This is a genomic window from Microbacterium sp. CFBP9023, from assembly GCF_034045055.1.
Lineage (GTDB): Bacteria > Actinomycetota > Actinomycetes > Actinomycetales > Microbacteriaceae > Microbacterium.
The window spans coordinates 252,558-276,481 of record NZ_JAXCWI010000002.1; the positions used below are offsets into that span (position 1 = coordinate 252,558).

The following is a 23,924-nucleotide window of genomic DNA, read 5'->3' on the forward strand; positions in this document are numbered from 1 at the left end:
ATGACCGATCCGCGTAGAGTCGGCCGGTGACCACCCCGATCAGCCGCAGCACCTCAGTCCGCGAGGACGAGGGGCTGCGGCTGCCGCGTCCCCCCGGCGTCCTGCGCCGTTTCTGGGCGCGGCATCCGGTGGTCGCCGACGTCGTCATCACGATCCTGTGCCTGCTCCTCTCGCTCGTTCCCGCTGGTGCGATCACCCGCGATCTTCCGATGCCCCTCGCCATCGGCGTGGCGATCCTGGTCCCCGCCGCCGTGGTCGGCACGTGCGCGACTCTGCTCTGGCGGCGCAGGCACCCGCTGGTGCCGTTCGTGGCATCTTTCGCACTCGAAGCCCTGTTCCTCTTCGCGCTTCAGCCGATCGGCGCTCCTGTCCTGCTGGTCAGCTGCTACTCGCTCGCCGTGTACCGCTCTTCGCGGGCGGCGTGGACCGGCTTCGGCATCGCGATCGCATCGCTCGCGGCGCTCGCCGGTGCGCTCACCCTCACCGGCGTCATCACTCTGCAGATTGCCGCGAACGCCGTCGTGATGTCGCTGGTCCTCGGACTCATCGGCACTTTGATCGGTGTGAATGTCGGAGGACGCAAACGCTACCTGGCTGCGGTGATCGACCGCTCCCGCCAGCTGCTCGTGGAACGCGATCAGCAGGCCCAGCTGGCCGCAGCAGGCGAACGCGCCCGCATCGCCCGCGAGATGCACGACATCGTCTCGCACTCGCTCACGGTGATCGTCGCCCTGTCCGAAGGCGCAGCCGCGACACCGGATCCCGTGCAGGCGCGAACGGCGGCGTCCTCCGCCGCCGAGACGGCTCGCAGCGCGCTCACCGAGATGCGCGCGATGCTCGGAGTCCTCCGCGCCGATGATTCACCACTCCCCCTGGCACCTCTCGAGCCGACGCCACCGCAGGAGACGGTCGCAGTGGCGCAGCGCGCCGGTTTTCCGGTGACGCTCTCGGTCACAGGCACCGCCTCGATCTCCACCGCTCTGTCGCATGCGCTCGGCCGCATCGTGCAGGAAGGCGTCACGAACGCCATGAGGCACGCGCCGATGGCGACGTCGATCGAGGTCAGGCTGATCTACGCCTCGGATTCGGTGATCGTCGAGATCCTCAACGACGGCGTCTCCGGCCCTGTCGGCACGACCGGGTTCGGCCTGCGCGGGCTCGTGGAACGTGCCGCGCATTCGGGCGGCACGATCACCTCTGAACCCGTCGAACGCGGTCGGTGGATGCTGCGCGCCGAGCTGCCTCTGTCGCCCGCCGATCCTGCTGACCTCGAACCGAAGGATGCACCATGACCGAGCCGATCAGGCTTCTCCTCGTCGACGATCAGGCTCTCATCCGCGTCGGCTTCCGGATGGTGCTCGACGCCGAGGCCGACATGGTCGTGGTCGGCGAGGCCGCGGACGGGCATGACGCGATCGTCCAGGCGTCCGGACTCCGTCCCGACCTCGTGCTGATGGACATCCGGATGCCGGGGCTCGACGGGATCGCGGCGACCGAGGCCATCGTCCGCGAGCATCCCGACACCCGTGTTCTGGTGCTCACGACGTTCGATCTCGACGAGTACGCTTTCGGCGCGATCCGCGCCGGCGCGAGCGGATTCCTGCTGAAGGACGCGCAGAGGCACGAGATGATCTCGGCGATCCGAGCCATCCACCGCGGTGACGCGGCCCTCTCACCGCGGGTCACGCGGATGCTGCTGGAGCATGTGACCCCGACGCTCGGCGCGACACCTGCAGCGTCCGCCACTGTGACCGAGGACCTGACGGCAGACCTCACCGACCGCGAGCGCGACGTCTTCGTCGAGATCGCGCGCGGCCTCACGAACGCGGAGATCGCTCAGGCGCTGTTCGTCAGCGAATCCACCGTGAAGACGCATGTCGGCAGGATCCTGTCGAAGCTGGGATCCCGCGACCGCATCCACCTGGTGATCCTGGCTCACAGGACGGGTCTGGTCGACGGCGGCCTGTCCTCTGGCTCCTAGAAGGGGCGGAGGACAGGCCGACAGCCTCAGGCCTTCGCCGGTGTCCACTCGGAGACGCGGTTCAGCGTCTCGATCTCGTCCCCGCGCAATTCCAATCGCGCTCCGGCGAGAAGGTCAGGAACCTGCTCGACCGTCCGAGCACTCGCGATCGGGGCGGCGACCGTCGGCTGAGCACGCAGCCACGCCAACGAGGTCGCCGCGATCGAGGCGCCGTGGGCGTCGCCGATCTCCTCGAGAGCGTCGATGATGCGCAGCCCCGCCTCCGTCGCGTATTTGGCCGCACCGGAGGCGCGCGGCGAGGTCTGACCCTCGACGGCCGTCGAACGGTACTTGCCGGTGAGGAATCCGCTCGCGAGCGAGTAGTAGGGCACCAGGCTCAGACCGAACTCCTGCGCCACCGGGATGATCGTCTCCTCGACGTCGTTGCGGTGAACGAGGTTGTAGTGGGGCTGCACGGCGACGGGCGACGCCGATCCCGTGCGACGGGCGATCTCCACCCACTCACGGATGCGCTGCGCCGTGTAGTTCGACACCGCGACGTTGCGTACGAGGCCGTCTGAGACGAGCTCGCCGAATGCGGTGACCGTCTCCTCCAGCGGCACGGTCTCATCGTCGAAGTGCGCGTAGTAGAGATCGATGGCGTCGACGCCCAGTCGGGCGAGCGATGCCTCGGCGGCCCTGCGCACGTTCGACGCCGACAGCCCGGAGAACTCCGGGTGCTGGCTCACCTTGGTCGCCACGATGACGCCTTCGGGCTTGCGTGACGCGAGCCACTCACCGATGATCGTCTCGCTCTCGCCGCCCGAGTTGCCCGGCACCCACGAGCTGTACCCGTCTGCGGTGTCGATGAAATCGCCACCACCCGCCACGAAGGCGTCGAGCACGGCGAAGGAGGCATCACGGTCGGCCGTCCAGCCGAACACGTTGCCTCCGAGAGAGAGCGGGAAGACGTCTAGGTCACTGTTTCCGATACGAGTCATACCGGGGAGAACGTGTGCTCTGCTCGCACTATTTCCCGTGTGACGATCTGTGTCGTCGAGGGAGGCGCGGATGCGATCCGCTGGACGGTGCCGACTACAGGACTCGAACCTGCAACCCCCGTATTACAAGTACGGTGCGCTACCAATTGCGCCAAGTCGGCGGACACCACCCAGCTTAGCGATGGGCGGCGGGCACCGACGAACTACGGCGCCGGGGTCTCCGAAGGTGCAGGCTCCGTGGTCTCGGTCGGCGCGGGAGTCGGAGTCTCGGTGGCGTAGTACGCGTCACTTGCGACCGTGAGCACGAACTGGGAGAACTCGCTCGGGTCGTCGAGGGCGCCGACGTAGGCCTCGCCGTTCACGACGATCATGGGCGCGGCAGTCAGCACGAGGTCGTCCGAACCGACGAGCGGGCCCTCCAGCGCACGGGACGTGGCTTCCTTCGCCCAGGTGACGTAGTCCTGATCCTCGATGCACGACCGGACGCTCTTGACGTTGTCCGAGCCGACCGCGCCGGCGATGTCGGCCAGCTGAGAATCGGAGAAGCCGTCGGTGTTCACCTCGGGCTGGTCATCGAGCAGGTCGTGGTTGAACGCGTAGAACTGTGCCGGCGAGTGCGTCGCGACACAGGCCGCGGCCGCCGCCGAACGCAGGGAGTACTTGGTGCCGTTCGAGCTCGCGGTGAGCAGCGCGACCGGGTGGTAGGTGACCGTCGCCGCACCCTCCGAGATCCAGTTGACGAGCTGGCGCGCGTTGGCGCGCTCGAATTCACCGGCATCCGGCGACAGGTAGTCGACGTAGATGTGGATGTCGACCGTGCTCGACGTGGTGGGCTCCGGGGTCGGCGTCGTCTCGCCACCCGCCTCGGTCTCCTCCGGGCTCGGAGGCGCGACCGTCTCGTCGGACATCGCGGACGCGCTGATGTCGGAGACGAGGATGCCGTCGTCATTCATCCCGCCCGGGGTGAGCTGCGGCTTCGAGACCTGTGCAGAGACGGCGAGCGTGATCGCGGTGCCGATGGCGCCGACGGCGACGACGGCGATCGCGCCGAGGATGATTCGTCGCATCACGCGCGCCCTCGACTGCTGGGCATGCACCTTCTGTGCCTTCTCCCGCACGACCTCACGCGAATTGCGAGGGCTGGGGACGTTCGGCGTCTCGTCGCTCGACATCGTTCCTCTAGACAGTCTCAGGGGGGCAGGGTGGCCCCGGACGCCACTCGGGCGGCGAACGCCGCGTTAAGCGGCCGAGATCGATGTTAACCAGCCAGGCTGAGAAATACCCAGATGCACGGGCATCTGCCATACTGATCCCGACCCGATGAGGGGTCACGGCGGATCGCTCCGCCGCTCTATCACTACGGATCGTCCGGCACGTACCTGCCGGTGAAGGAGAAACACAATGGCATCTGTGACTTTCGACGAGGCCACCCGCCTCTACCCCGGCGGAACCCGCCCGGCTGTCGACAAGCTCAACCTCGAGGTCGCTGACGGCGAGTTCCTCGTTCTCGTCGGCCCGTCCGGCTGCGGAAAGTCCACCTCGCTGCGTATGCTCGCCGGCCTCGAAGAGGTCAACGCCGGCCGCATCCTCATCGGTGACCGCGACGTCACCGACGTGCCGCCGAAGGACCGCGACATCGCGATGGTGTTCCAGAACTACGCGCTGTACCCGCACATGACGGTCGCCGAGAACATGGGCTTCGCGCTCAAGATCGCCGGCGTCGGCAAGGAAGAGCGCGCCAGCCGCGTGCTCGAGGCCGCGAAGCTGCTCGACCTCGAGGAGTACCTGACCCGCAAGCCGAAGGCCCTCTCGGGTGGTCAGCGTCAGCGTGTCGCGATGGGTCGCGCGATCGTCCGTCAGCCCCAGGTCTTCCTCATGGACGAGCCGCTGTCGAACCTCGACGCCAAGCTCCGCGTCCAGACGCGCACGCAGATCGCGTCGCTGCAGCGCCGCCTCGGCGTCACCACGGTCTACGTCACGCACGACCAGACCGAGGCTCTGACCATGGGCGACCGCATCGCCGTGCTGAAGGACGGACTCCTCCAGCAGGTCGGTTCGCCGCGTGACCTGTACGAGAAGCCCGAGAACGTCTTCGTCGCCGGCTTCATCGGCTCGCCCGCGATGAACCTGTTCAGCGCAGACCTGGCAGACGGCGGCGTGCGCTTCGGCACCGAGGTCGTCCCGCTCGACCGCGACACCGTGGGCCGCGCCAACGGCTCGCAGGTCACCGTCGGCGTCCGCCCGGAGGACATCACCGTCGGCCCCGCCGACGGCAAGGGTCTCTCGGTCGTCGTCGACCTCGTCGAGGAGCTCGGCGCTGACGGCTACCTCTACGGTCACACCGAGATCAACGGCAAGCGCGCCGACCTGGTCGCACGTGTCGACGGTCGCAGCCACCCCAACGCCGGTGAGACCGTCACCCTCGCGGCGAACGCGGGCCACGTGCACGCGTTCGACATCGAGTCGGGCGTTCGTCTGAATGACAAGCCGATCGTCTCCGCCTGATCGGACCCACTGACGCGGCGCGGGCTGACTTCGGTCGCCCGCGCCGCTTCTTTCTTTTCCGCGCCGACCCATTGGAGAGACATGCAGGATGCGCTGCGGATCACGGCGAGCTCGATCGACCCGGCCCTGCTCGCCCTCCCCTGGTCGACACCCCTCGGCAAGTGGCCGTCCGAGCAGATCGTGTCGCTCCCCAAGGGGCTGTCACGGCATCTGGTGCGCTTCGCCGACCTCTCGGGCAAGGTCGTCGCGGTCAAAGAGACGACCGATGAGATGGCGAGGCGCGAGTACGAGATGCTCGGCAACCTGGCCAGGCTCGATGTGCCCTGCGTCGACCGCGTCGCCGTGATCGCGGGGCGATCGGATGCCGCCAGCGAGCCCCTCCCCGCCGCGCTCGTCACCTCGCACCTCCGCTTCTCCATGCCGTATCGCGCCCTCTTCACCCGGGTGCTGCGCCCCGACACGGCGAATCGCCTGGTCGACGCCCTCGCGGTGCTCCTGGTGCGCTTGCACAACGTCGGCTTCTACTGGGGCGACGTCTCGCTCTCGAACACGCTCTTCCGCCGGGACGCCGGCGCTTTCGCGGCCTACCTCGTCGACGCCGAGACCGGTGAACTGCACGAGGAGGGACTCACCGACGGGCAGCGCCTCTACGACCTCGACCTCGCCCGCACCAACATCGCCGGGGAGATCATGGACCTCGCGGCCGGCGGACGGCTCGAGCACGGCGTCGACGCGGTCGCGATCGCCGACGGCATCGTCTCGTCGTACCACTCGCTGTGGGCGGAGCTGACGGTGCAGGAGTCCTTCGCCGCGGCGGAGACCTGGCGCATCACGGAGCGCGTCGAACGCCTCAACGCCCTCGGATTCGACATCGACGAGATGTCGATGTCGACGACCTCTGACGGCACGGTCGTCGAGATCCAGCCGAAGGTGGTCGATGCCGGACACCACCAGCGCCGCCTGATCCGCCTCACGGGCCTGGACGTCGAGGAGAACCAGGCCCGCCGCCTGCTCAACGATCTCGACGAGTTCCGTGCCCGTTCGACCAAGCAGTGGGTCGACGAGGAGATGTACGCGCACGAATGGCTGACCCGCGTGTTCGAGCCCGTGGTGCGTGCGATCCCCTGGGAGCTGCGCGCCAAGCTCGAACCCGCAGAGGTGTTCCACCAGGTGCTCGAGCACCGGTGGTATCTCTCTCAGGCGCAGGGACGCTCAGTCCCGCTCGCCGAGGTCCTCACGAGCTACATCAACGAGGTGCTGCGCCACCGCCGCGACGAGGCGACCATCATGGGCCCGCCCACCGAGACGATGAGCCTGCCCGTCATCACAGGCACGCACTCCGTCGCCGATGACGACGACGAGGTCGACTGGCGCGACCTCGTCTGACGTCAGTACCCGACCGTGAAGCGTCCGCGACGGTGCGCCGGACGCTCGATCTCGTCGACCACCGCGACCGCGAAGTCCGCCCCCGAGATGAAGGACTTGCCCTCGGCGTCACGCACGAGCACATCTCCACCATCGCGATAGTGACCGGTGCGCTCACCCTCGGCCCAGGGTCCGAAGACCTCGGCCGGGTGGATGAAGAACCAGTCCAGCGACCGGTCCGTGCTCTGGAGCAGTGCGAGCGAGTCGATGCCGACCTGTGCCTCGTGCTTGTACTCCTCAGGGAAGTCGAGGTCGAAGAGGCGCGGGCCATCCGGGGCGACCAGGCTTCCACCGGCGCCGCCGACCACGCCGAGGCGGGTGCTCGTATCGGCGAGCTCCGCGATGACGTTCGTCAGCGCCTCGAGCACGCGGTCCGCCATGTCGCCACGCGGCGAGAGTGCCGAGACGACGGCATCCGCTCCGTCGAAGGCGTTCGCGAGCGACGAGGCGTCCAGCGCCGAGCCCTGCACGTACGAGGCGCCGTCGATAGCATCGGTCGGCGTGCTGCGTGAGATCGCGATCACGTCATGGCCGCGGCTCACCGCCTCGGACACGATGTGGCGTCCGGCGTAGCCGGTTCCTCCGAGCACGACGATCCGAGCCATGACTTCTCCCCTACTTCTTCGCGTTGCGGATGGACGACACCTGGTAGAGCGCGACCGAGGTCGCGATGCCGGCGTTGAGCGATTCGGTCACGGCCGAGATCGGGATCGACACGATCTGATCGCAGGTCTCGGCGACCAGACGCGAGAGGCCCTTGCCCTCTGAACCGGTCACGATCACGACGGGGCGGTCGGCCAGCTGGAGCTCGGGCAGCAGCACGTCGCCGTCGCCGTCGAGGCCGAGCACGAAGACGCCCTGCTTCTTGAACTCCTTGAGCTGCGTGGTGAGGTTGGTCGCCAGCGCGACAGGCACGCGTGCCGCAGCACCGGCACTCGTCTTCCAGGCTGCCGAGTTCACACCGGCCGAACGACGCTGCGGCAGGATGATGCCGTGTCCGCCGAACGCACCGGTCGAGCGGATGATCGCGCCGAGGTTGCGGGGGTCGGTGATGCCGTCGAGGGCGACGAACAGCGGGACCTCGCCCTTGTCGATGACGGCCTCGAGGAGGTCCTGCGGGTGCGCGTACTCGTAGGGCGGCACCTTGACGGCGACGCCCTGGTGGACTCCGTCGAAGCCGGCCATGCGGTCGAGCTCCTGACGCGTGACCTCGAGCACCGGGATTCCGCGGTGGGTGGCGATCGACAGCATCTCCTTGACGCGGTCGTCCATCTCGACGCGCTGCGCGATGTAGAACGCCGACGCGGGGATCTTCGCCCGGAGAGCCTCGAGCACCGAGTTGCGGCCGGTGACGACCTCGACCTCAGTGGTGTTGTCCTTCGCGCGAGCCGAGCGGTTCGGGTTTCCGCCGGACGTCTGACGCTGCCCTGGCTTGCCCTTTCCACCCGATGCCGCATAGCGCTCGGCCGCGGCCTTGCGCTTGCCCGCCGGGTGCCAGGCGCGGTCCTCCGCCTTCGGGGTCGGTCCGCGGCCCTCGAGGGACTTGCGTCCGAGTCCGCCGGTGCCCTTGGTGGGGCCCTTCTTCTTGCCGTTGCTTGCGCCGGGGCGCTGTGGCTTAGCCATCGATACTCCAATGAGTTCCGGCCGGAGAGTCCTCCAGCGTGATTCCTGCCGCGGCGATCGCATCACGGATGCGATCGGCCGCCGCCCAGTCCTTGTCAGCGCGCGCCTGCGCGCGCTGGGTGATCATCGTCTGCACGAGCGCGTCGAGAGCAGAGGCCTGCGCATCGCCCGTCGACGCGACACCCACGCGCTCGAATCCGAGGACGTCGAGCATCGCGAGCACCTCGCTCCTCGCCGTCCCGGCGCCGTCGGCATCACCGGCGTCGAGCGCCGCATTGCCCGCGCGCACGGTGTCGTGCAGGACTCCGAGCGCCTGCGGGATGCCGAGGTCGTCATCCATCGCGGTGGCGAACGCCTTGGGCAGCGACGTGCGCTCCCCCCAGCCGAAGGTCTTCGGAAGCATGCGCTCTGCGCGCTCGACGAACGTGCGGATGCGGCCGAGTGCCGCCTCTGCCTCGGTCCAGGACGACTCCGAGAGGTCGAGGCTCGAGCGATAGTGCGCGGCGGCGAGTGCGTAGCGCACCACCTGCGGATCCCGCTCCGAGAGCACGTCACTCGCCAGGGTGAAGTTGCCCAGAGACTTCGACATCTTCTGTCCGCCGACCGTCACGAGGCCGTTGTGCACCCAGTAGCGTGCGAAGCCGTCTCCGGCCGCGGTCGACTGGGCGAGCTCGTTCTCATGATGGGGGAAGCGCAGGTCGAGGCCTCCGCCGTGGATGTCGAACTCGGATCCGAGGTAGCGCTTGGACATCGCCGAGCATTCGATGTGCCAGCCGGGGCGACCTGCGCCCCAGGGCGACTGCCACACGGCATCCGCCTGCTCGTCGGGCTTGGCACCCTTCCACAGCGCGAAGTCCTGCGGGTTGCGCTTGCCGCGAGGGTCGGCATCCTCCGCCGCCTCCATCGCGTCGACGGACTGGTTCGTCAGCGACCCGTACTCCGTCCACGAGCGGACGTCGAAGTAGACGTCGCCGGAACCGTCCGGTGCAGGGTACGCGTGGCCGCGCTCGATGAGGATCGCGATCAGCTCCTGCATCTGCGGGACGGACGCCGTCGCGCGCGGCTCATAAGTCGGGGACAGGATGCCGATGCCGGCATACGCTGCGGTGAACTCCTGCTCCATGCGGTATGCGAGCGCCCACCACGGCTCGACGTCTGTCGCGTTGACGAGCACCTTGTCGTCGATGTCGGTGACGTTGCGCACGAACGTGACGCGGCCGTAGCGGTGAGTCAGCCACCGCCGCAGGAGGTCGAAGCTCAGCGCCGCTCGGACGTGACCGATGTGAGGGCCGGACTGCACGGTGGCTCCACAGACGTACATCGTGATGTTCTCGGGATCGAGAGGCACGAAGTCGCGCAGCTGCTGTGCGCGGGTGTCGTAGAGGCGGAGAGTCACCGCACAAGCTTACCGGGCGGCGCAATCCGAAGACTGGGTGTGACCCCGGCCCTGCCGCCGCTCAGTCGACCGGGTAGACCTGCCCGGTCTGCACGCCGAGCACGCTCTTCGCGAAGGCCTGCCCCACGCGGTGCGACGACACGGGCACGAAGCCGGGGAACGACGAGTGATACGACGGCGCATCCGCGAGCACCGACGGGCTCACGACGTTGATGCGGATTCCGCGGGGCAGCTCGGTCGCCGCGGCGACGACGAAGGACTCAATGGCTCCGTTCGCGAGCGACGCCGCGGCGCCGGTGGCGATCGGCTCGCGCGAGAGGATGCCGGAGGTCAGCGTGATCGAGCCGCCATCGCGCACATACGACGTGCCGATGCGCACGACGTCGAGCTGCGACAGCACCTTGCCGCGGAAAGCCGCTTCGTAGTCGCTCCGGCTCAGCTCGTCGAGCGAGCGGAAGGGCACCTCTCCCACGGCGACGATCACGGCATCGATCTGTCCGACCGAGGCGAAGAGGTGCTCCACCGACGCCGAGTCGGTGACATCGACGGACGGCTCGCTGCTGCGCGACGCCGAGATGACCTCGTGTCCGGCCAACGCGTCGACGGCCGTGCGGCCGACCTGTCCACTGGCTCCGATGACCAGGATCCTCATGCTGCCTCCTCCGGATCGCGCGACGATCGCACGACGTTCTCCGACAACGAGCGCGGATGCTGAGACATTCCCGCGCAATCCGTGACGCCTGTCAGACCGCATGCACCATCGCGACTGCCGTCACCGCGATCCCCTCGCCTCGCCCGGGAAACCCGAGTCCGTCGGTCGTGGTCGCCGTGACGGAGACCGGCGCGCCACCGAGCGCGGTGGACAGGACCTGCTCCGCCTCCGCGCGTCGCGTGCTGAAGCGCGGTCGATTGCCCTGGAACTGCGCCGAGACGTTGCCGATCGCGAAACCGGCCTCGGTGAGGATCTCCCGGGTGCGGGCGAGGAAGACGTCCGCGTGTGCGCCGGCGTACTCTGGGTGTGCGGTGCCGAAGTGCTCGCCGATGTCTCCGAGCCCTGCAGCGCCGAGCAGCGCGTCCACGATCGCGTGAGCGACGGCGTCGCCGTCGGAGTGCCCGGAGAGCGCCGGCTCCCCCGGCCACTGCAGGCCGGCGAGCCACAGGTTCCCGTCTCCGCCGAATGCATGCACGTCGGTGCCGAGGCCGACCCGGGGTCCCGTCCACGTCGGGGCGAGCTCGGGTGCCGAAATGGCGACAGCCGCCAGCAGCTGGCGGGCGCGCTCGAGGTCGGCGGGCGTGGTGATCTTGAATCCGCTGGGCGAACCCGGGATCTGACGCACGAGATGTCCGGCGGCGGCGAACAGCGCCGCATCATCGGTGTACTCGACGTCCGAGCCGCTCGCAGCATCGTAGGCGGCCTCGAGAAGGGCGCGCGGAAAGCCCTGCGGCGTCTGCGCTGCCGCGAGCTCGGAGCGATCCACCGGCGCGATGACCGCGTCTCCGTCGACCCGCTTGAGCGTGTCGACGACGGGGAGCGTCGGGATGACCCCTGTCTCGCCGTCGATCGCCCGGGCCACGCCGTCGATCACTTCCGGCGGCGTCAGCGCGCGCGCCGCGTCATGCACGAGAACTCGCGTGATGTCTCCCCACAGGGCCTTCAGACCGGCGGCGACCGACTGCTGCCTGGTCTCTCCGCCCGTCACGACCCTGCCGAGGTCGACGCGATCGCCGGCCGCAGCACGCACCTCGGTCTCCGCGTCGCCCTCGAACCCTGAGGGGGCGACCACGATGACCTGCGCGGGCGCCGCCGCGAAGACGCCGTCGAGCGCGTGGCGGAGGATCGAATGGCTGTCGATGCCGACGAACGCCTTGGGCGCTCCGGCATCCAGTCGCGTGCCGGAGCCGGCGGCGACGACGATGATCGCGGTGTCAGGGACGGGAAGCATGCTCACCAGGTTCACGTTACCGGCGCGCACGAAAAAAGGCGGATGCCGAAGCACCCGCCTTGTCTCGATCCGCTCAGGAAGCGAGGACCTCGTCGAGCAGCGCGCTCGCCTTGTCCTCGTCGGTCTTCTCCGCCAGAGCCAGCTCCGAGATGAGGATCTGACGAGCCTTCGCCAGCATCCGCTTCTCACCGGCCGACAGACCGCGGTCCTGATCCCGACGCCACAGGTCGCGGACGACCTCGCTCACCTTGATCACGTCGCCGGAGGCGAGCTTCTCAAGGTTCGCCTTGTAACGACGAGACCAGTTCGTGGGCTCTTCGGTGAACGGAGCGCGGAGCACCTCGAACACGTTGTCGAGCCCCTCCCGGCCGATGACATCGCGGACCCCGACCAGATCGACGTTCTCCGCAGGCACCTCGATGATGAGGTCCCCCTGGGTCACGTTGAGCTTCAGGTATTTCTTCGCCTCACCCTTGATGATGCGCTCCTTGACCTCGATGATGGTCGCAGCGCCATGGTGCGGATAGACGACAGTTTCGCCAACCTCAAAAAGCATAAAAACTTGTCCTTTCGGCAACCTCAAGGATACCACAGGGGACATGCGCTAAGGTTCGCGCCGCCGCGTCCTCGGGCGGTGCCCCGCATGCGCATAGAATGGGACGCGGATATCCCGTCGTACCTCAGGAGGACCCGTGAAATCGCGCCTTGTTGCGTCTGCCGCCATCAGCGCCCTCGTTCTTCTGGGCGCGACGGGCTGCACGTTCATCTCGCCGCAGGCGACGACGATCGAATACTCCGCCTCCGACGGCGTCAACGTCTCGGACTCCGACGGCCCCATCGACGTGCGCAATGCCTTCATCGTCGCGAACGAAGACGGATCGGTCGGCAACTTCATCGGCGCCGTGGTCAACCCGACCGCCGACAAGGCGACGCTCACGATGACCGTGTCGGGCTCCGATGAGCCGTTCACCGTCTCCGTGCCCGCGGGCAAGACCGTCAGCTTCGGTGCCGACGAGGAACCGCTGCGCATCGACGGACTCGACACCATGCCCGGCGCGACCATCGAGATCCACTTCCAGTCGGGCGACGGTGCCGGGACGAAGACTCAGGTTCCCGTTCTCGACGGCACTCTGCCGTACTACGCCGACCTCGTGCCCACGGAGCAGAAGTCGACACCGACGCCCGAGCCGGCCCCCACGGACACGGCTGCCCCCGCTCCGGCGGAGTGAGCCGGCGCATACGCTGACGAAGAGGCCGACACCCTGCGGGGTGCCGGCCTCTTCTCCGTCATGGGGACGGGCGTGCCGTCCGACGACTGCGTCAGCCCTCGAAGCGGTACCCGAGACCGCGAACCGTGACGAGCATGACGGGCTCCCCCGGGTTCTCCTCGATGCGGGAGCGGATCCGCTTGATGTGCACGTCGAGCGTCTTCGTGTCTCCGAAGTAGTCGCTCCCCCACACGCGGTCGATCAGCTGACCGCGCGTGAGCACTCGACCTGAATTGCGCATCAGCACCTCGAGGAGCTCGAATTCCTTCAGAGGCATGTTGATCTGCTGTCCGGCGACCGAGACGGTGTGGCGATCGATGTCGAGCGAGACGCGTCCCCCGTCGAGCACGCGCTCGTCGAGCTCGCTGTCGGCCTGCACCACGCGACGAAGGACCGCGCGCATCCGGGCGAGCAGCTCGCGGGAAGAGTACGGCTTTGTGACGTAATCGTCGGCGCCGAGCTCGAGTCCGACGACGATGTCCACCTCCGAGTCCTTGGCCGTGACCATGATGATCGGCACAGCCGAGGTCGAGCGGATCTGCCGGCACACCTCGGTGCCCGGCATGCCAGGCAGCATCAGGTCGAGGAGCACGACGTCGGCGCCACGCTCGCGGAAGGCGGCCAGCGCCCCTGGACCGTCCTCGGCGATCTCGACCTCGTACCCCTCTCGGCGCAGCAGGTAGGCGAGCGGGTCGGCGAGGTCGGGCTCGTCTTCGACGAGAAGGATGCGGGTCATGCGTTCTCTCCGTTTCGGACGCGAGCAGCGGCCTTGGCCGCTTTGCGCTCGCGCTTCTTCTTGTTCTTCTGGTCCTTGTCGATGCTCGGGGGAGCGTCGATCCTCGGAAGCCTGATGGTGAAGGTCGAGCCTCGTCCGGGGCGCGACCAGAGGCGTACTTCGCCGCCGTGGCGCTGTGTCGCATGCTTGACGATCGAGAGTCCGAGCCCCGTTCCGCCGGTGCGGCGGGACCGCGCCTCGTCCGCCCGGTAGAAGCGCTCGAAGATCCGCTCCCGATCCGCCTCCGCGATCCCGATGCCCTGGTCCGAGACCGCCACTTCGACCACCCCTTCATCGGCCTTCACACCGATGCCGACGCGCGACCCCTTCGGGGAGTAGACGATCGCGTTCGCGATGAGGTTGCCGAAGGCCTCGATGAGGATCTGCGAGTCGCCGCGCACCCAGACTCCGCGATCGCCGCCGCGGGCGAGTTCGACCCCGGCGGAGTCGGCCTGCACGACATGCGCCTCGAGCGCGGTGGCGAGAACCTCGTCGATCGAGACGGGCCGCACATCGGACAGCGCATCGTCGGTCTGCAGTCTCGAGAGACTCATGATCCGACCGGTCAGCTGACCGAGACGTGCGGCTTCGGCCGAGATCCGGGTCGCGAAGTGGCGCACCTGAGCAGGGTCGTCGGCCGCCGATTCGATGGCCTCGGCGAGCAGAGTGACGGCTCCCACAGGGGTCTTGAGCTCGTGACTGGTGTTCGCCACGAAGTCTCGGCGCATCTGGTCGAGGCGCTCCTGCTCCGTGACGTCGCGGATGATCAGCAGCGTCATGCGCGGACTGATGGCGCTCGCCCGAGCCGACACGAGCCGTGGATCGAGGCTGAGCCCGCCGCGCGTGATGCGCAGCGACTCGGTCGCCGAACTGCCCTCGATGCGTCCGCCACGCACGAGCTGACGCAGCTCGGGGTTCTCCAGGGGTGCGCCCACCTCGATGCCGAACCTGGTCGCCGCCTTCGAGACGGCGAGCACGAGTCCGGAGGAGTCGACCACGCATGCCGCATCGTCCATGCTGCCGAGCACGGCGGTCACACCCTCCGGCACCACGAGCGAGGTCTCATCGGCCACGCGCGCCCGCGCACGATATGCCCAGGCCACGAGAAGGGAGAGGCCGACGCCGATCACGAGGCCGACGGCCAACGCGAGCAGCGCGATCTGCGGCAAGGTCATAACCCCAGCGTAGAGTGCGTTCACCCGCGGATCGGCGGGTTCGCCCGCCCCTGAGCCACGGCGAGAAGTACTATTCACGTGCTGGGCACCGTTCGTTAACCTTCGGAGCAGACAATCGCTTTCGGGCCTGTGCGGGAGCGCTGTGCTCTCCTCTCGTGCGAGCGGCCCGGCCGTCTCGCGTTGACACCACAGCCGAGACCCGAACGAAAGGTTGCGCCGACATGCGCGAAGTCTTCCATCAGTCCCTCGAGGACCTGCAGTCCCAGCTCGTGGAGATCGCCGACCTCGTCACGGTCTCCATCGACAAGGCCACCCGCTCCTTCGCCACGAGCGATGTCGAGCTGGCCGAAGAGGTCATCGCCGATGACGCCAAGATCGATGCGCTGGCCGTGGCGCTCGACGAGCAGGCCATCGAGATCCTGGCCCGCCAGCAGCCGGTCGCGCGCGACCTGCGCGTCGTCGTCACCGCGCTGCGCGTGAGCGCCTCGCTCGAGCGCATGGGCGACATGTCCGAGCACATCGCCCAGCTCGCACGCCTGCGCTTCCCCGAGCGCGCGATCCCGAAGGGCCTCAAGGGCACCTTCACGAAAATGGGCGAGCTGGACGTCGAGATCTCGCGCACGCTCTCCGAGCTGCTGCGAACCCAGGACCTGAAGCTGGCCGACACCATCCGCAACACCGACGACGACATCGACGAGCTGCACGCCAGCGTCTTCGAGAAGGTGCTCAGCGACAACTGGAAGGGCGAGGCCACGGCGACGGTCGACGCGACGCTCGCCAGCCGCTACCACGAGCGCTTCGCAGACCACGCGGTCGCGGTCGCCAAGAAGGTCATCTACCTGGCGACCGGCGACTGGCGCATCGAGGAGGAGGACATCGCCCTCGCGGTCGAGCAGCAGCAGGAGCTCGGCCACGCCTGAGCGCCGATGACACGACGAAGGGGGCGGATGCTGTCAGCATCCGCCCCCTTCGTCTGCGGTGTTACTTCTTGCCCTGCGCTGCCACGGCGGCAGCACCGGCGGCGGCAGCCTCGGGGTCGAGGTAGCGGCCGGGACCGGTGGGGACGTTGTTCTCGTCGAGCTCGTACACGAGCGGGATACCGGTGGGGATGTTCAGCTCGGCGATGTCATCGTCGCTGATGCCCTCGAGGTGCTTCACGAGGCCGCGCAGCGAGTTGCCGTGCGCGGTGACGAGGACCGTCTTGCCTGCTTCGAGGTCGGGGACGATCGCGTCGTCCCAGTACGGCAGCAGGCGATCGATGACGAGCTTCAGCGACTCCGTCCGCGGCACCTCGCCGTCGATGCCGGCGTAGCGCACGTCATTCACCTGGCTGAACTCGCTGTCGTCGTCGAGCACGGGCGGCGGCACGTCGAACGAACGGCGCCACAGCTGGAACTGCTCCGGGCCGAACTCCTCGAGCGTCTGGGCCTTGTCCTTGCCCTGCAGAGCGCCGTAGTGACGCTCGTTGAGGCGCCACGAGCGCGTGACCGGGATCCACAGGCGGTCGGCCGCGTCGAGCGCGATGTTCGCGGTCTGAATCGCACGGCTGAGCAGCGAGGTGTGCAGCACGTCGGGCAGGATGCCCGCCTCGGCCAGGAGCTCGCCGCCTCGGCGGGCCTCGTTCCGGCCCTGCTCGTTCAGGCGGACGTCCACCCATCCGGTGAAGAGGTTCAGTTCGTTCCACTCGCTCCGGCCGTGACGGAGCAGGATCAGGGTGCGCTTCGAAGTCATGGCCCCAGTTTATCGGCGCAGCCGGACGCGTCCACGCCCATGCCCTGCGAGGATTGACGCATGGCGTCATCTCCCCTCGGTCGGCCGACCCGCGGCACCACCGGGACGAACAGGCTGCGCCGCAACGACCGCTGGATCGCGGTGAGCCCCGCGTTCCGCCGCGCCGCGGATCCGCTCGTCATCGACCTCGGCTACGGCGCCAGCGGGGTGACCGCCTTCGAGCTCGCCACCCGACTGCAGCGCGTGCGAGCGGATGCCGAGGTGCGCGGCCTCGAGATCGATCCGGTCAGAGTCGCGACCGCGACTCAGCAGCTGGTCGAGGTGCAGGCAGGGAACACCGCCTTCTCGCCCGATCTGCGCGTCTCCTTCGCCCGCGGTGGATTCGAGGTGCCTCTGCCTGCCGGGCGGCGCCCCGCGGTGATCCGCGCGATGAACGTGCTCCGCCAGTACGACGAGTCCGATGTCGCCGCGGCCTGGAGCACGATGGCCGGGCGCCTCGCTCCCGAGGGCCTGCTCGTCGAGGGCACCTGCGACGAGATCGGTCGGGTGTCGAGCTGGGTCGACGTCGACCCGACCGGATCGCCGCTCCGGTTCACGATCTCGCTGCGTCTCGCAGATCTCGAGCATCCGAGCATCGTCGCGGAGCGGCTGCCGAAAGCGCTGATCCACCGCAACGTGCCCGGCGAGCGCGTACACGCCCTGCTCGTCGACCTCGATCGCGAGTGGAGCCGTGCGGCGCCGTTGTCGACCTTCGGAGCGACGCAGAGATTCCTGGGCGCGGTCGCCGCTCTGCGCGATCAGGGCTGGCCCGTGCTCGGCGTCAAGAGCCGGTGGCGACTCGGTGAGCTCACGCTCCCCTGGGATGCGGTCGCGCCGCTCCCGTGAAGGGCACTGCTCGCCCCGCGAGTCAGCCCGCCTGGCGCGGATCCGGTGCGCTCGGCCGTCGGGACAGTCGGGTGATACGAGGGATGTCGGCCGTGGCACCGGCATCCGCCGGCACGATCACCTGCTGCGTCGCGGCGATGTCGGCCCCCTCGGCGCGGACGACGAGATCGCCGACCGGCGTGCGACGCGACAGGATCGCGAGCGCGATCGGTCCGTCCTCATGGTGCCGGGCGACCGACGTGATGTGACCGACCTCGTCGTCGCCCGCGAGCACCGCATCGCCGACCGCGGGCAGCACGGCCTCGCTGCCGTCGAGGTGCAGTGCCGCGAGCCTGCGCGGCGGGTGACCCAGGTTGTGGACCTTCGCGACGGTCTCCTGTCCGCGGTAGCAGCCCTTGTTGAGGTGCACGGCGGTGCGGATCCAGTCGGACTCGTGCGGCAGCGAGCGCTCGTCGACCTCGGCCGACCACCGCGGTCGCCAGGCGGCGATGCGCAGTGCCTCGGCGGCGAGGAGTCCGGCGACCTCTTCCGGTGAGAGCGTCGCTGCCAGCGCATCTGCTGCCTCGGCGGTCGCGATGGCCACCTTCCAGGCGAGGTCTGCACCCGGGTGATCGAGGACCTCGGCGTACTGGTGACCGCCCGCGCTCACGCGCTGCCACGGATCGGTCCAGATCAGCGGTGCGCCTGCAGGAGCGGATGCCGCAGCAGTCCCACGCTCAGCCGCCGCGCCTCCGTCGACGAAGCCGAGCAGCGCGAGATCGGGACGCACGGCGACGGTGGCCTGTGTGCGGAACTTCATCCGCGTCAGCCAGGTCGCCAACGCCTCGGCATCGCCGGCATCCGCGATGAGCCAGGTCGATGCCCCGTCGTCGAGGACGCCGGCGGCGTGCTCGACGCGCCCCTGGGGATCGAGCACGAGCATCTCGGTGCTCTCGCCGGGCGCGAGCCGACCGACGGACTGCGAGGTGATGGAATCCAACCATCCGAGTCGTTCGGGGCCGGCGACCTCGATGACCGTCCGGTCGTCGAGCGGCACGATCGCCCCGCCTGAGGCGAGGCGACGCTGCTCACGGAACGCGTCGCCGAAGTGGGCGATCCCGCCGTCGCCGGTCACCGCGCCAGGGATGCCGGAGAAACCGGTCATGTCAGACCTTGGCCAATCGTGCCGACGCGTGCGCCCGCATAGGAGTGCCGAGAGCCGCGATGTCCCAGGCCCAGAGCAGGTGGTTGTCGACGAGTCCGTACATGCGCGTCGCGGCGCCGTACTCCTTGGCACCCGCACCGCGGACGATCGCGTCGGAGGCGATGTCGATGCGCGGACCGTTGATCTCGCCGAGGTAGAGCTCGAGCGTCCCGTCGGCGTGTGCGAGAGAGACCTCGATCGGGAATCCGCCCGATGCCGCCCGCAGTTGCTCGACGTCGTCGACTCCGCGCGTGACCGGCTCGGTCAGCGGCGGCAGCAGCCCGGGGCCGGGATCGGCGGCGGTGGCCGGACGGCTGAGTCTCCAGAAACCGGTCTCGGCGACGAGCGGGAGGGAGACCGCCTGGTCGTCGCCGGTGAACGTCGCAGTGGCCGAGTAGTTGAGGAACGGGCCGCCGTCGTGGCTGAAGCTCACGCGATGAGTGAACTCACCCTGTAGACGCTCGTCGCCGACCGGATAGTCGATGACGCCGGTTCCCTCCCAGACGCCGATGAGCCACGAGAGCGGCGCGAGGTCGGCGGGGAGATCGGTGGGGAGCTCGAGCACGATGCTCAGCGCTGGCCGCGGAAGAGGTTTCTCAGCACGACGACCGAGACGAAGGCGATCGCGAGGCTCGCCAGGCCCAGGAGGCCGATGAAGAAGAGTTCGAGCGCCATGAGATCCATGGCCACCACTTTACCCTGCGGTAGACCCGGTGTCTCGTCTGCGGATCAGGTGAGGAGTGCGGCCAGGCCGAAGCCGACGGAGATCACGCCCATCAGCAGCAGCGCACCGATCGTGCTGGCACCCACACGGAAGATGAAGCCCTGTGTGCGCCCGTACTGCAGCTGCACGGCGAAGGAGAGGAGCACGATCGCGCCGAACGCGACGAGCAGCCACGGCACCCGCCACTCCTCGGCGACGAAGATGCCCACGCCGACAGCGGCCACCAAGGCGACGGCCCAGACGATGAGCACGCCGACGAAAGCATTACGCGGTGCGAGCGCTGGATCCGTCATGACTCCATTGTCACCCATCAGCGCCCGGTATCATTGCGGCACGGCGTACCCCGCCGTCCGGAAGGAGTGCGTGTGGCCCAGGTCCTGGTGTTGACCAATGCTCCGGTCTCGGAGCAGGTCCTGCCCGCACTCGAGCTCCTCAGCCATCGAGTGCGTCAGATCCCGGCCGAGCCCGCCCAACTCGTGAGCGCCCCCGAGTACGACATCGTGATCGTCGACGGCCGTCTCGATCTCGTCGGGGCGAAGTCCCTCTGCCGCCTGCTGCGGGCCACAGGGCAGGACGCCCCGCTGCTGCTCGTCGTCACCGAGGGCGGCATGAGCGCCCTCTCGGGCGAGTGGGGCATCGACGACGTGCTGCTGTCGACTGCGGGGCCGGCCGAGACCGACGCGCGGGTCAGGCTCGCACTCGCACGCCGTGACGAGGTCGCCGAACCGACCCGCGTACAGGCGTCGGGCGTCACGATCGACGAGCAGTCCTATTCGGCGAAGCTCCGCGGACGCCCGTTGGACCTCACCTACAAGGAGTTCCAGCTGCTGCACTTCCTCGCCACGCACCCCTCTCGCGTGTTCACCCGCGAGCAGCTGCTCAGCGAGGTGTGGGGATACGACTACTTCGGCGGCACCAGAACGGTCGACGTGCACGTCCGTCGACTGCGGGCGAAGCTGGGCGACCAGGAGCAGATCATCGGCACGGTGCGTAACGTCGGCTACCGATTCAACGTCTACGACGAGGAGCCGGTCGCCGCTGCGCGCTGACGCACGAGAGGTCAGTTCACGCGCGCGACACCTCACGGTGCTTAGATGTACCCCATGATCGATCCCGCACTCGCCGACGCAGGTCTCGGTGACGCTGAAGATGACGACTTCGATGCCATCGAGTCCCCGGACGCGCTCCTCCCCGACCACCGCTACCTCGATCGTGAGCTGAGCTGGCTCGCGTTCAACCAGCGCGTGCTCGAGCTGGCGGAGGATCCCTCGCTCCCCGAACTCGAGCGCGCGAACTTCCTCGCCATCTTCGCGAGCAACCTCGATGAGTTCTTCATGGTCCGCGTCGCCGGGCTCAAGCGTCGCATCGTGACCGGCCTGGCCGTGCCCACCAACATCGGCCGCTCCCCCGCCGACGCCCTCGCCGACATCGCTCGCGAGGCGCACGCGCTGCAGCTGCGCCACGCCGACGCGTGGAAGTCGCTGGTGCGTCCGGCTCTCGCCGAATCCGGCATCGAGATCACCGAATGGTCCGAGCTCAGCGACGACGAGCGGTCCAAGCTCTCCGAGTACTTCGGAGCGCAGGTCTTCCCCGTCCTCATGCCGCTCGCGGTCGACCCCGCGCACCCCTTCCCGTACATCTCGGGACTGTCGCTCAACCTCGCCATCCGCATCCGCAACGCCCGCACCGGCCGCCAGGAGTTCGCCCGCCTCAAGGTGCCGCCCATGCTTCCCCGCTTCGTCGAGGTGCCCGGAACCGGCGAGATCAAGCGCTTCCTGACGCTCGAGGAACTGATCGCCAACCACCTCGGCGACCTCTTCCCCGGTATGGAGGTCCTCGATCACCACGCCTTCCGCCTGACCCGCAACGAGGACGTGGAGATCGAGGAGGACGAGAGCGAGAACCTCATCCAGGCGCTCGAGGCCGAGCTGCTGCGGCGCCGCTTCGGCCCGCCCATCCGCCTCGAGATCACGGACGACATGGACGAGGTCACGATGGACCTCCTCGTGCGCGAGCTCGAGATCACCGACCAGGAGATCTACCGGCTGCCCGGGCCGCTCGATCTGCGCGGCCTTTTCGACCTGTCGCGCATCGACCGACCCGATCTCCGCTACCCGCCGCATCTGCCCACCACCGCTGTCGCCTTCCAGCCCACCGGGAGCAATACGCGGGCCGACATCTTCAAGGCGATCCGCAAGTCGGACGTGCTCGTGCACCACCCGTACGAGTCGTTCACCACCAGCGTCGTGGCGTTCCTCGAGCAGGCGGCGCGCGACCCGCACGTGCTGGCCATCAAGCAGACGCTCTATCGCACCTCGGGTGACAGCCCGATCGTCGAGGCGCTGATCAACGCCGCCGAGTCCGGCAAGCAGGTGCTGGCGCTGGTCGAGGTCAAGGCCCGCTTCGACGAGGCCAACAACATCGTCTGGGCGCGCAAGCTCGAGAAGGCGGGAGTCCACGTCGTCTACGGCCTCGTCGGACTCAAGACCCACTGCAAGCTCGCCCTCGTCATCCGCGAGGAGGACGGCGTGCTGCGCCACTACTCGCACATCGGCACGGGCAACTACAACCCGAAGACCAGCCGCATCTACGAGGACTTCGGGCTGTTCACCACCGACGCCCAGGTGGGCAAGGACCTCACGCGTCTGTTCAACGAGCTCAGCGGCTACGCGATCGAGAAGAAGTTCAAGCGTCTGCTCGTGGCGCCGCTCCACCTGCGCAAGGGACTGGTGCGCCAGATCGACCACGAGCGCCGCAATGCCGAGGACGGCAAGCCCGCCGGCATCCGCATCAAGGTGAACTCGATGGTCGACGAAGAGGTCATCGACGCGCTGTACCGCGCCAGCGCCGCCGGCGTGAAGGTCGACGTGTGGGTCCGAGGGATCTGCAGCCTGCGCACCGACCTCGAGGGCATCAGCGACAACATCACCGTCCGCAGCATCCTCGGCCGCTACCTCGAGCACTCGCGCATCTTCGCATTCCACAACGACGGCGATGCCCAGGTCTACATCGGCAGCGCCGACATGATGCATCGCAACCTCGACCGCCGCGTCGAGGCGCTGGTGCGCGTCACCGACCCGGTCCACATGAAGGATCTGCTCGATTTCTTCGATCTCGCCATGGACCCGGGAACCACGTCGTGGCACCTCGGAGCCGACGGCGTCTGGACCCGCCACGCCGAGGATGCCGCAGGCAAGCCCCTCGTCGACCTGCAGGACAAGACCATGGGGTTGATCCAGCGGCGTCGTCGAGCACGGGCGGTTCGATGAGCGCGCACACGAGCACCCAGACCGCACGGTCGAAATGGACGGACAAGGCCGTGTATGCGGCCGGCGCGGTCGTGTGGAGGCTCATCGACGGCAAGCTGCGCATCCTACTGATCCATCGCACGAAGTACCGCGACGTCACGCTCCCCAAGGGCAAGGTGGATCCCGGCGAGATGCTCGCCGAGACCGCGGTGCGCGAGGTGCATGAGGAGACCGGCATCCGCGTCTCCCTCGGCGTGCCCGTCGGCGTCAGTCGGTACCACCTGCCGTCGAGCAAGCAGAAGGTCGTGCACTACTGGGCGGCCGAGGCGACGGCCGACGCGATCCGCGCCTCGACCTTCGTGCCGAACCGCGAGATCGCCGCGCTCGAATGGGTGAGCGTCAAGAAGGCCCGCGCCCGGCTGAGCTACCCCGTCGACATCGAGATCCTCGACTTCTTCACGCAGCTCGTCGACGACGGCGTGCTGCGCACCTTCCCGATCATCGCTCTGCGTCATGCGAAGGCGCTCTCACGCTCGGACTGGGACGGGGCGGATGCCGCACGGCCTCTGACAGACCGCGGCGAGCAGCAGGCGAAGTCGATCGTCGGTCCGCTGCGGGCCTTCGGTGTGCGCAAGATCATCACGAGCGATGCCGTGCGCTGCATGCAGACCGTGGCGCCCCTCGCGAAAGCCCTCGACCGCAAGACCGTCACCACCCCGAAGATCAGTCAGGATGCGTGGGAGGACGGTGACGACGATCTGCGTTCCGTGGTCGGCCGGCGCGTGCGCTCCGGCAAGCCCGCCGTGCTGTGCAGCCATGGCCCGGTCCTCCCTGGAATCCTGACGGAGATCGCGCTGGCGACCGGCACCGTCCGCGGCTCGTACGTGAGCAGCGCAGCCGATCTCGAACCGGCCGCCTTCTCGGTCGTCCACCTCTCGGCGTCGAATCCGGGGTCGGGGATCATCGCGATCGAGACGCACATCCCCAAGGCGTGACACCGGCCGTCTCGCGCCGCGAGCCGTGGGAAGGCCGCACCCGGTTCCGGGTGCGGCCTTTCGCATGCCCCAGAGAGACGCGTGCCG

At 68.4% G+C, this 23,924-nt stretch carries 24 protein-coding genes and 1 tRNA gene; 10 read left to right on the plus strand and 15 right to left on the minus strand.

Features of this window, described 5'->3' with window-relative positions; genetic code table 11:
• Positions 1–26: 26 nt before the first annotated feature.
• Positions 27–1,292 (plus strand): sensor histidine kinase, encoded by a 1,266-nt coding sequence (locus SOM10_RS11515; protein ID WP_320490058.1) that lies wholly within the window; start codon positions 27–29, stop codon positions 1,290–1,292.
• On the plus strand, positions 1,289–1,981 hold the full coding sequence (locus tag SOM10_RS11520) for a response regulator transcription factor (protein ID WP_320490060.1): 693 nt from the start codon (positions 1,289–1,291) through the stop codon (positions 1,979–1,981). The genes SOM10_RS11515 and SOM10_RS11520 overlap by 4 nt, the downstream gene beginning before the upstream one ends.
• A 26-nt stretch (positions 1,982–2,007) precedes the next feature.
• Here the strand turns inward: SOM10_RS11520 and SOM10_RS11525 are convergent, their stop codons facing one another.
• From SOM10_RS11525 to SOM10_RS11535, 3 genes are all read right to left on the minus strand, one after another.
• Complete coding sequence (locus SOM10_RS11525) at positions 2,008–2,961, minus strand: aldo/keto reductase (RefSeq protein WP_320490061.1); 954 nt, start codon at positions 2,959–2,961, stop codon at positions 2,008–2,010.
• Between the two features lie 88 nt (positions 2,962–3,049).
• Positions 3,050–3,122, minus strand: a tRNA-Thr gene (locus SOM10_RS11530).
• Positions 3,123–3,164: 42 nt separating this feature from the next.
• Complete coding sequence (locus SOM10_RS11535) at positions 3,165–4,133, minus strand: DsbA family protein (RefSeq protein ID WP_053097290.1); 969 nt, start codon at positions 4,131–4,133, stop codon at positions 3,165–3,167.
• Between the two features lie 229 nt (positions 4,134–4,362).
• On the opposite strand from SOM10_RS11535, the gene SOM10_RS11540 reads away from it, so the two are divergent.
• Both SOM10_RS11540 and SOM10_RS11545 read left to right on the plus strand, forming a co-directional pair.
• Positions 4,363–5,466 (plus strand): ABC transporter ATP-binding protein, encoded by a 1,104-nt coding sequence (locus SOM10_RS11540; RefSeq protein WP_053097292.1) that lies wholly within the window; start codon positions 4,363–4,365, stop codon positions 5,464–5,466.
• A gap of 81 nt (positions 5,467–5,547) precedes the next feature.
• Complete coding sequence (locus tag SOM10_RS11545) at positions 5,548–6,852, plus strand: DUF4032 domain-containing protein (protein WP_320490064.1); 1,305 nt, start codon at positions 5,548–5,550, stop codon at positions 6,850–6,852.
• A gap of 2 nt (positions 6,853–6,854) precedes the next feature.
• Here SOM10_RS11545 and SOM10_RS11550 read toward each other — a convergent pair whose 3' ends face one another.
• From SOM10_RS11550 to SOM10_RS11575, 6 genes are all read right to left on the minus strand, one after another.
• Positions 6,855–7,496 carry an NAD(P)-dependent oxidoreductase gene (locus tag SOM10_RS11550; RefSeq protein ID WP_320490066.1) on the minus strand — a complete coding sequence of 214 codons (642 nt, stop codon included), beginning with the start codon at positions 7,494–7,496 and terminating at the stop codon, positions 6,855–6,857.
• Positions 7,497–7,506: 10 nt separating this feature from the next.
• Positions 7,507–8,514 (minus strand): 23S rRNA (guanosine(2251)-2'-O)-methyltransferase RlmB, encoded by a 1,008-nt coding sequence (gene rlmB, locus SOM10_RS11555; RefSeq protein WP_053097298.1) that lies wholly within the window; start codon positions 8,512–8,514, stop codon positions 7,507–7,509.
• Positions 8,507–9,910, minus strand: coding sequence for a cysteine--tRNA ligase (gene cysS / locus SOM10_RS11560; protein WP_320490068.1), 1,404 nt, complete (start codon positions 9,908–9,910; stop codon positions 8,507–8,509). Before cysS ends, rlmB begins: the two co-directional genes overlap by 8 nt.
• Positions 9,911–9,971: 61 nt before the next feature.
• Positions 9,972–10,562 (minus strand): short chain dehydrogenase, encoded by a 591-nt coding sequence (locus SOM10_RS11565; protein WP_295101741.1) that lies wholly within the window; start codon positions 10,560–10,562, stop codon positions 9,972–9,974.
• A 91-nt stretch (positions 10,563–10,653) separates the two neighbouring features.
• Entirely contained in the window at positions 10,654–11,853 is a 1,200-nt protein-coding gene (ispD, locus tag SOM10_RS11570) for a 2-C-methyl-D-erythritol 4-phosphate cytidylyltransferase (protein ID WP_414683591.1), read from the minus strand.
• A gap of 73 nt (positions 11,854–11,926) precedes the next feature.
• Positions 11,927–12,409, minus strand: coding sequence for a CarD family transcriptional regulator (locus SOM10_RS11575; RefSeq protein ID WP_053097304.1), 483 nt, complete (start codon positions 12,407–12,409; stop codon positions 11,927–11,929).
• Between the two features lie 136 nt (positions 12,410–12,545).
• Here SOM10_RS11575 and SOM10_RS11580 point away from each other — a divergent pair, with 136 nt between their 5' ends.
• On the plus strand, positions 12,546–13,082 hold the full coding sequence (locus SOM10_RS11580) for a hypothetical protein (RefSeq protein WP_053097306.1): 537 nt from the start codon (positions 12,546–12,548) through the stop codon (positions 13,080–13,082).
• Positions 13,083–13,173: 91 nt separating this feature from the next.
• Here SOM10_RS11580 and SOM10_RS11585 read toward each other — a convergent pair whose 3' ends face one another.
• Positions 13,174–13,857 carry a response regulator transcription factor gene (locus tag SOM10_RS11585; RefSeq protein ID WP_053097307.1) on the minus strand — a complete coding sequence of 228 codons (684 nt, stop codon included), beginning with the start codon at positions 13,855–13,857 and terminating at the stop codon, positions 13,174–13,176.
• The gene (locus SOM10_RS11590) at positions 13,854–15,071 is read right to left on the minus strand and encodes a sensor histidine kinase (protein WP_072591611.1); all 1,218 of its coding nucleotides are present in this window, start codon (positions 15,069–15,071) and stop codon (positions 13,854–13,856) included. The genes SOM10_RS11585 and SOM10_RS11590 overlap by 4 nt, the downstream gene beginning before the upstream one ends.
• Positions 15,072–15,292: 221 nt before the next feature.
• Between SOM10_RS11590 and phoU the strand changes: the two genes are divergently transcribed.
• Positions 15,293–15,991, plus strand: a complete 699-nt coding sequence (gene phoU / locus SOM10_RS11595; protein WP_053097311.1) for a phosphate signaling complex protein PhoU — start codon at positions 15,293–15,295, stop codon at positions 15,989–15,991.
• A 61-nt stretch (positions 15,992–16,052) separates the two neighbouring features.
• On the opposite strand, the gene SOM10_RS11600 is transcribed toward phoU, so the two are convergent.
• A complete protein-coding gene (locus tag SOM10_RS11600; RefSeq protein WP_053097313.1) occupies positions 16,053–16,802 on the minus strand; it encodes a phosphoglyceromutase in 750 nt (249 codons plus the stop codon).
• A gap of 60 nt (positions 16,803–16,862) precedes the next feature.
• On the opposite strand from SOM10_RS11600, the gene SOM10_RS11605 reads away from it, so the two are divergent.
• Positions 16,863–17,687, plus strand: a complete 825-nt coding sequence (locus tag SOM10_RS11605) for a class I SAM-dependent methyltransferase (RefSeq protein ID WP_320490073.1) — start codon at positions 16,863–16,865, stop codon at positions 17,685–17,687.
• 22 nt (positions 17,688–17,709) lie between these two features.
• Here SOM10_RS11605 and SOM10_RS11610 read toward each other — a convergent pair whose 3' ends face one another.
• From SOM10_RS11610 to SOM10_RS11620, 3 genes are all read right to left on the minus strand, one after another.
• The gene (locus SOM10_RS11610) at positions 17,710–18,831 is read right to left on the minus strand and encodes a YgfZ/GcvT domain-containing protein (RefSeq protein ID WP_187250567.1); all 1,122 of its coding nucleotides are present in this window, start codon (positions 18,829–18,831) and stop codon (positions 17,710–17,712) included.
• A 1-nt stretch (position 18,832) separates the two neighbouring features.
• Positions 18,833–19,435 carry an FABP family protein gene (locus tag SOM10_RS11615; RefSeq protein WP_053097319.1) on the minus strand — a complete coding sequence of 201 codons (603 nt, stop codon included), beginning with the start codon at positions 19,433–19,435 and terminating at the stop codon, positions 18,833–18,835.
• A 164-nt stretch (positions 19,436–19,599) separates the two neighbouring features.
• Positions 19,600–19,887 (minus strand): hypothetical protein, encoded by a 288-nt coding sequence (locus SOM10_RS11620; RefSeq protein WP_053099202.1) that lies wholly within the window; start codon positions 19,885–19,887, stop codon positions 19,600–19,602.
• A gap of 72 nt (positions 19,888–19,959) precedes the next feature.
• On the opposite strand from SOM10_RS11620, the gene SOM10_RS11625 reads away from it, so the two are divergent.
• Genes SOM10_RS11625 through SOM10_RS11635 form a run of 3 tightly spaced genes read left to right on the plus strand, consistent with a single transcriptional unit; the run spans position 19,960 to position 23,837 of the window.
• Positions 19,960–20,643: a winged helix-turn-helix transcriptional regulator gene (locus SOM10_RS11625; protein ID WP_053097321.1), complete on the plus strand. Its 684-nt coding sequence runs from the start codon at positions 19,960–19,962 to the stop codon at positions 20,641–20,643.
• Between the two features lie 54 nt (positions 20,644–20,697).
• Positions 20,698–22,863, plus strand: a complete 2,166-nt coding sequence (locus SOM10_RS11630) for an RNA degradosome polyphosphate kinase (protein ID WP_053097323.1) — start codon at positions 20,698–20,700, stop codon at positions 22,861–22,863.
• Entirely contained in the window at positions 22,860–23,837 is a 978-nt protein-coding gene (locus SOM10_RS11635; RefSeq protein ID WP_053097325.1) for an NUDIX hydrolase, read from the plus strand. Before SOM10_RS11630 ends, SOM10_RS11635 begins: the two co-directional genes overlap by 4 nt.
• Positions 23,838–23,924 lie beyond the last annotated feature (87 nt).

What these genes read in the sequence shown, in the direction of transcription:
- SOM10_RS11520 (WP_320490060.1), top strand. Translation starts at nt 1,289, where the DNA reads ATGACCGAGCCGATCAGGCTTCTCCTCGTCGACGATCAGGCTCTCATC.
- SOM10_RS11525 (WP_320490061.1), bottom strand. Translation starts at nt 2,961, where the DNA reads ATGACTCGTATCGGAAACAGTGACCTAGACGTCTTCCCGCTCTCTCTC.
- SOM10_RS11535 (WP_053097290.1), bottom strand. Translation starts at nt 4,133, where the DNA reads ATGTCGAGCGACGAGACGCCGAACGTCCCCAGCCCTCGCAATTCGCGT.
- SOM10_RS11540 (WP_053097292.1), top strand. Translation starts at nt 4,363, where the DNA reads ATGGCATCTGTGACTTTCGACGAGGCCACCCGCCTCTACCCCGGCGGA.
- SOM10_RS11545 (WP_320490064.1), top strand. Translation starts at nt 5,548, where the DNA reads ATGCAGGATGCGCTGCGGATCACGGCGAGCTCGATCGACCCGGCCCTG.
- SOM10_RS11550 (WP_320490066.1), bottom strand. Translation starts at nt 7,496, where the DNA reads ATGGCTCGGATCGTCGTGCTCGGAGGAACCGGCTACGCCGGACGCCAC.
- rlmB (WP_053097298.1), bottom strand. Translation starts at nt 8,514, where the DNA reads ATGGCTAAGCCACAGCGCCCCGGCGCAAGCAACGGCAAGAAGAAGGGC.
- SOM10_RS11565 (WP_295101741.1), bottom strand. Translation starts at nt 10,562, where the DNA reads ATGAGGATCCTGGTCATCGGAGCCAGTGGACAGGTCGGCCGCACGGCC.
- ispD (WP_414683591.1), bottom strand. Translation starts at nt 11,853, where the DNA reads ATGCTTCCCGTCCCTGACACCGCGATCATCGTCGTCGCCGCCGGCTCC.
- SOM10_RS11575 (WP_053097304.1), bottom strand. Translation starts at nt 12,409, where the DNA reads ATGCTTTTTGAGGTTGGCGAAACTGTCGTCTATCCGCACCATGGCGCT.
- SOM10_RS11585 (WP_053097307.1), bottom strand. Translation starts at nt 13,857, where the DNA reads ATGACCCGCATCCTTCTCGTCGAAGACGAGCCCGACCTCGCCGACCCG.
- SOM10_RS11590 (WP_072591611.1), bottom strand. Translation starts at nt 15,071, where the DNA reads ATGACCTTGCCGCAGATCGCGCTGCTCGCGTTGGCCGTCGGCCTCGTG.
- phoU (WP_053097311.1), top strand. Translation starts at nt 15,293, where the DNA reads ATGCGCGAAGTCTTCCATCAGTCCCTCGAGGACCTGCAGTCCCAGCTC.
- SOM10_RS11600 (WP_053097313.1), bottom strand. Translation starts at nt 16,802, where the DNA reads ATGACTTCGAAGCGCACCCTGATCCTGCTCCGTCACGGCCGGAGCGAG.
- SOM10_RS11605 (WP_320490073.1), top strand. Translation starts at nt 16,863, where the DNA reads ATGGCGTCATCTCCCCTCGGTCGGCCGACCCGCGGCACCACCGGGACG.
- SOM10_RS11610 (WP_187250567.1), bottom strand. Translation starts at nt 18,831, where the DNA reads ATGACCGGTTTCTCCGGCATCCCTGGCGCGGTGACCGGCGACGGCGGG.
- SOM10_RS11620 (WP_053099202.1), bottom strand. Translation starts at nt 19,887, where the DNA reads ATGACGGATCCAGCGCTCGCACCGCGTAATGCTTTCGTCGGCGTGCTC.
- SOM10_RS11630 (WP_053097323.1), top strand. Translation starts at nt 20,698, where the DNA reads ATGATCGATCCCGCACTCGCCGACGCAGGTCTCGGTGACGCTGAAGAT.
- SOM10_RS11635 (WP_053097325.1), top strand. Translation starts at nt 22,860, where the DNA reads ATGAGCGCGCACACGAGCACCCAGACCGCACGGTCGAAATGGACGGAC.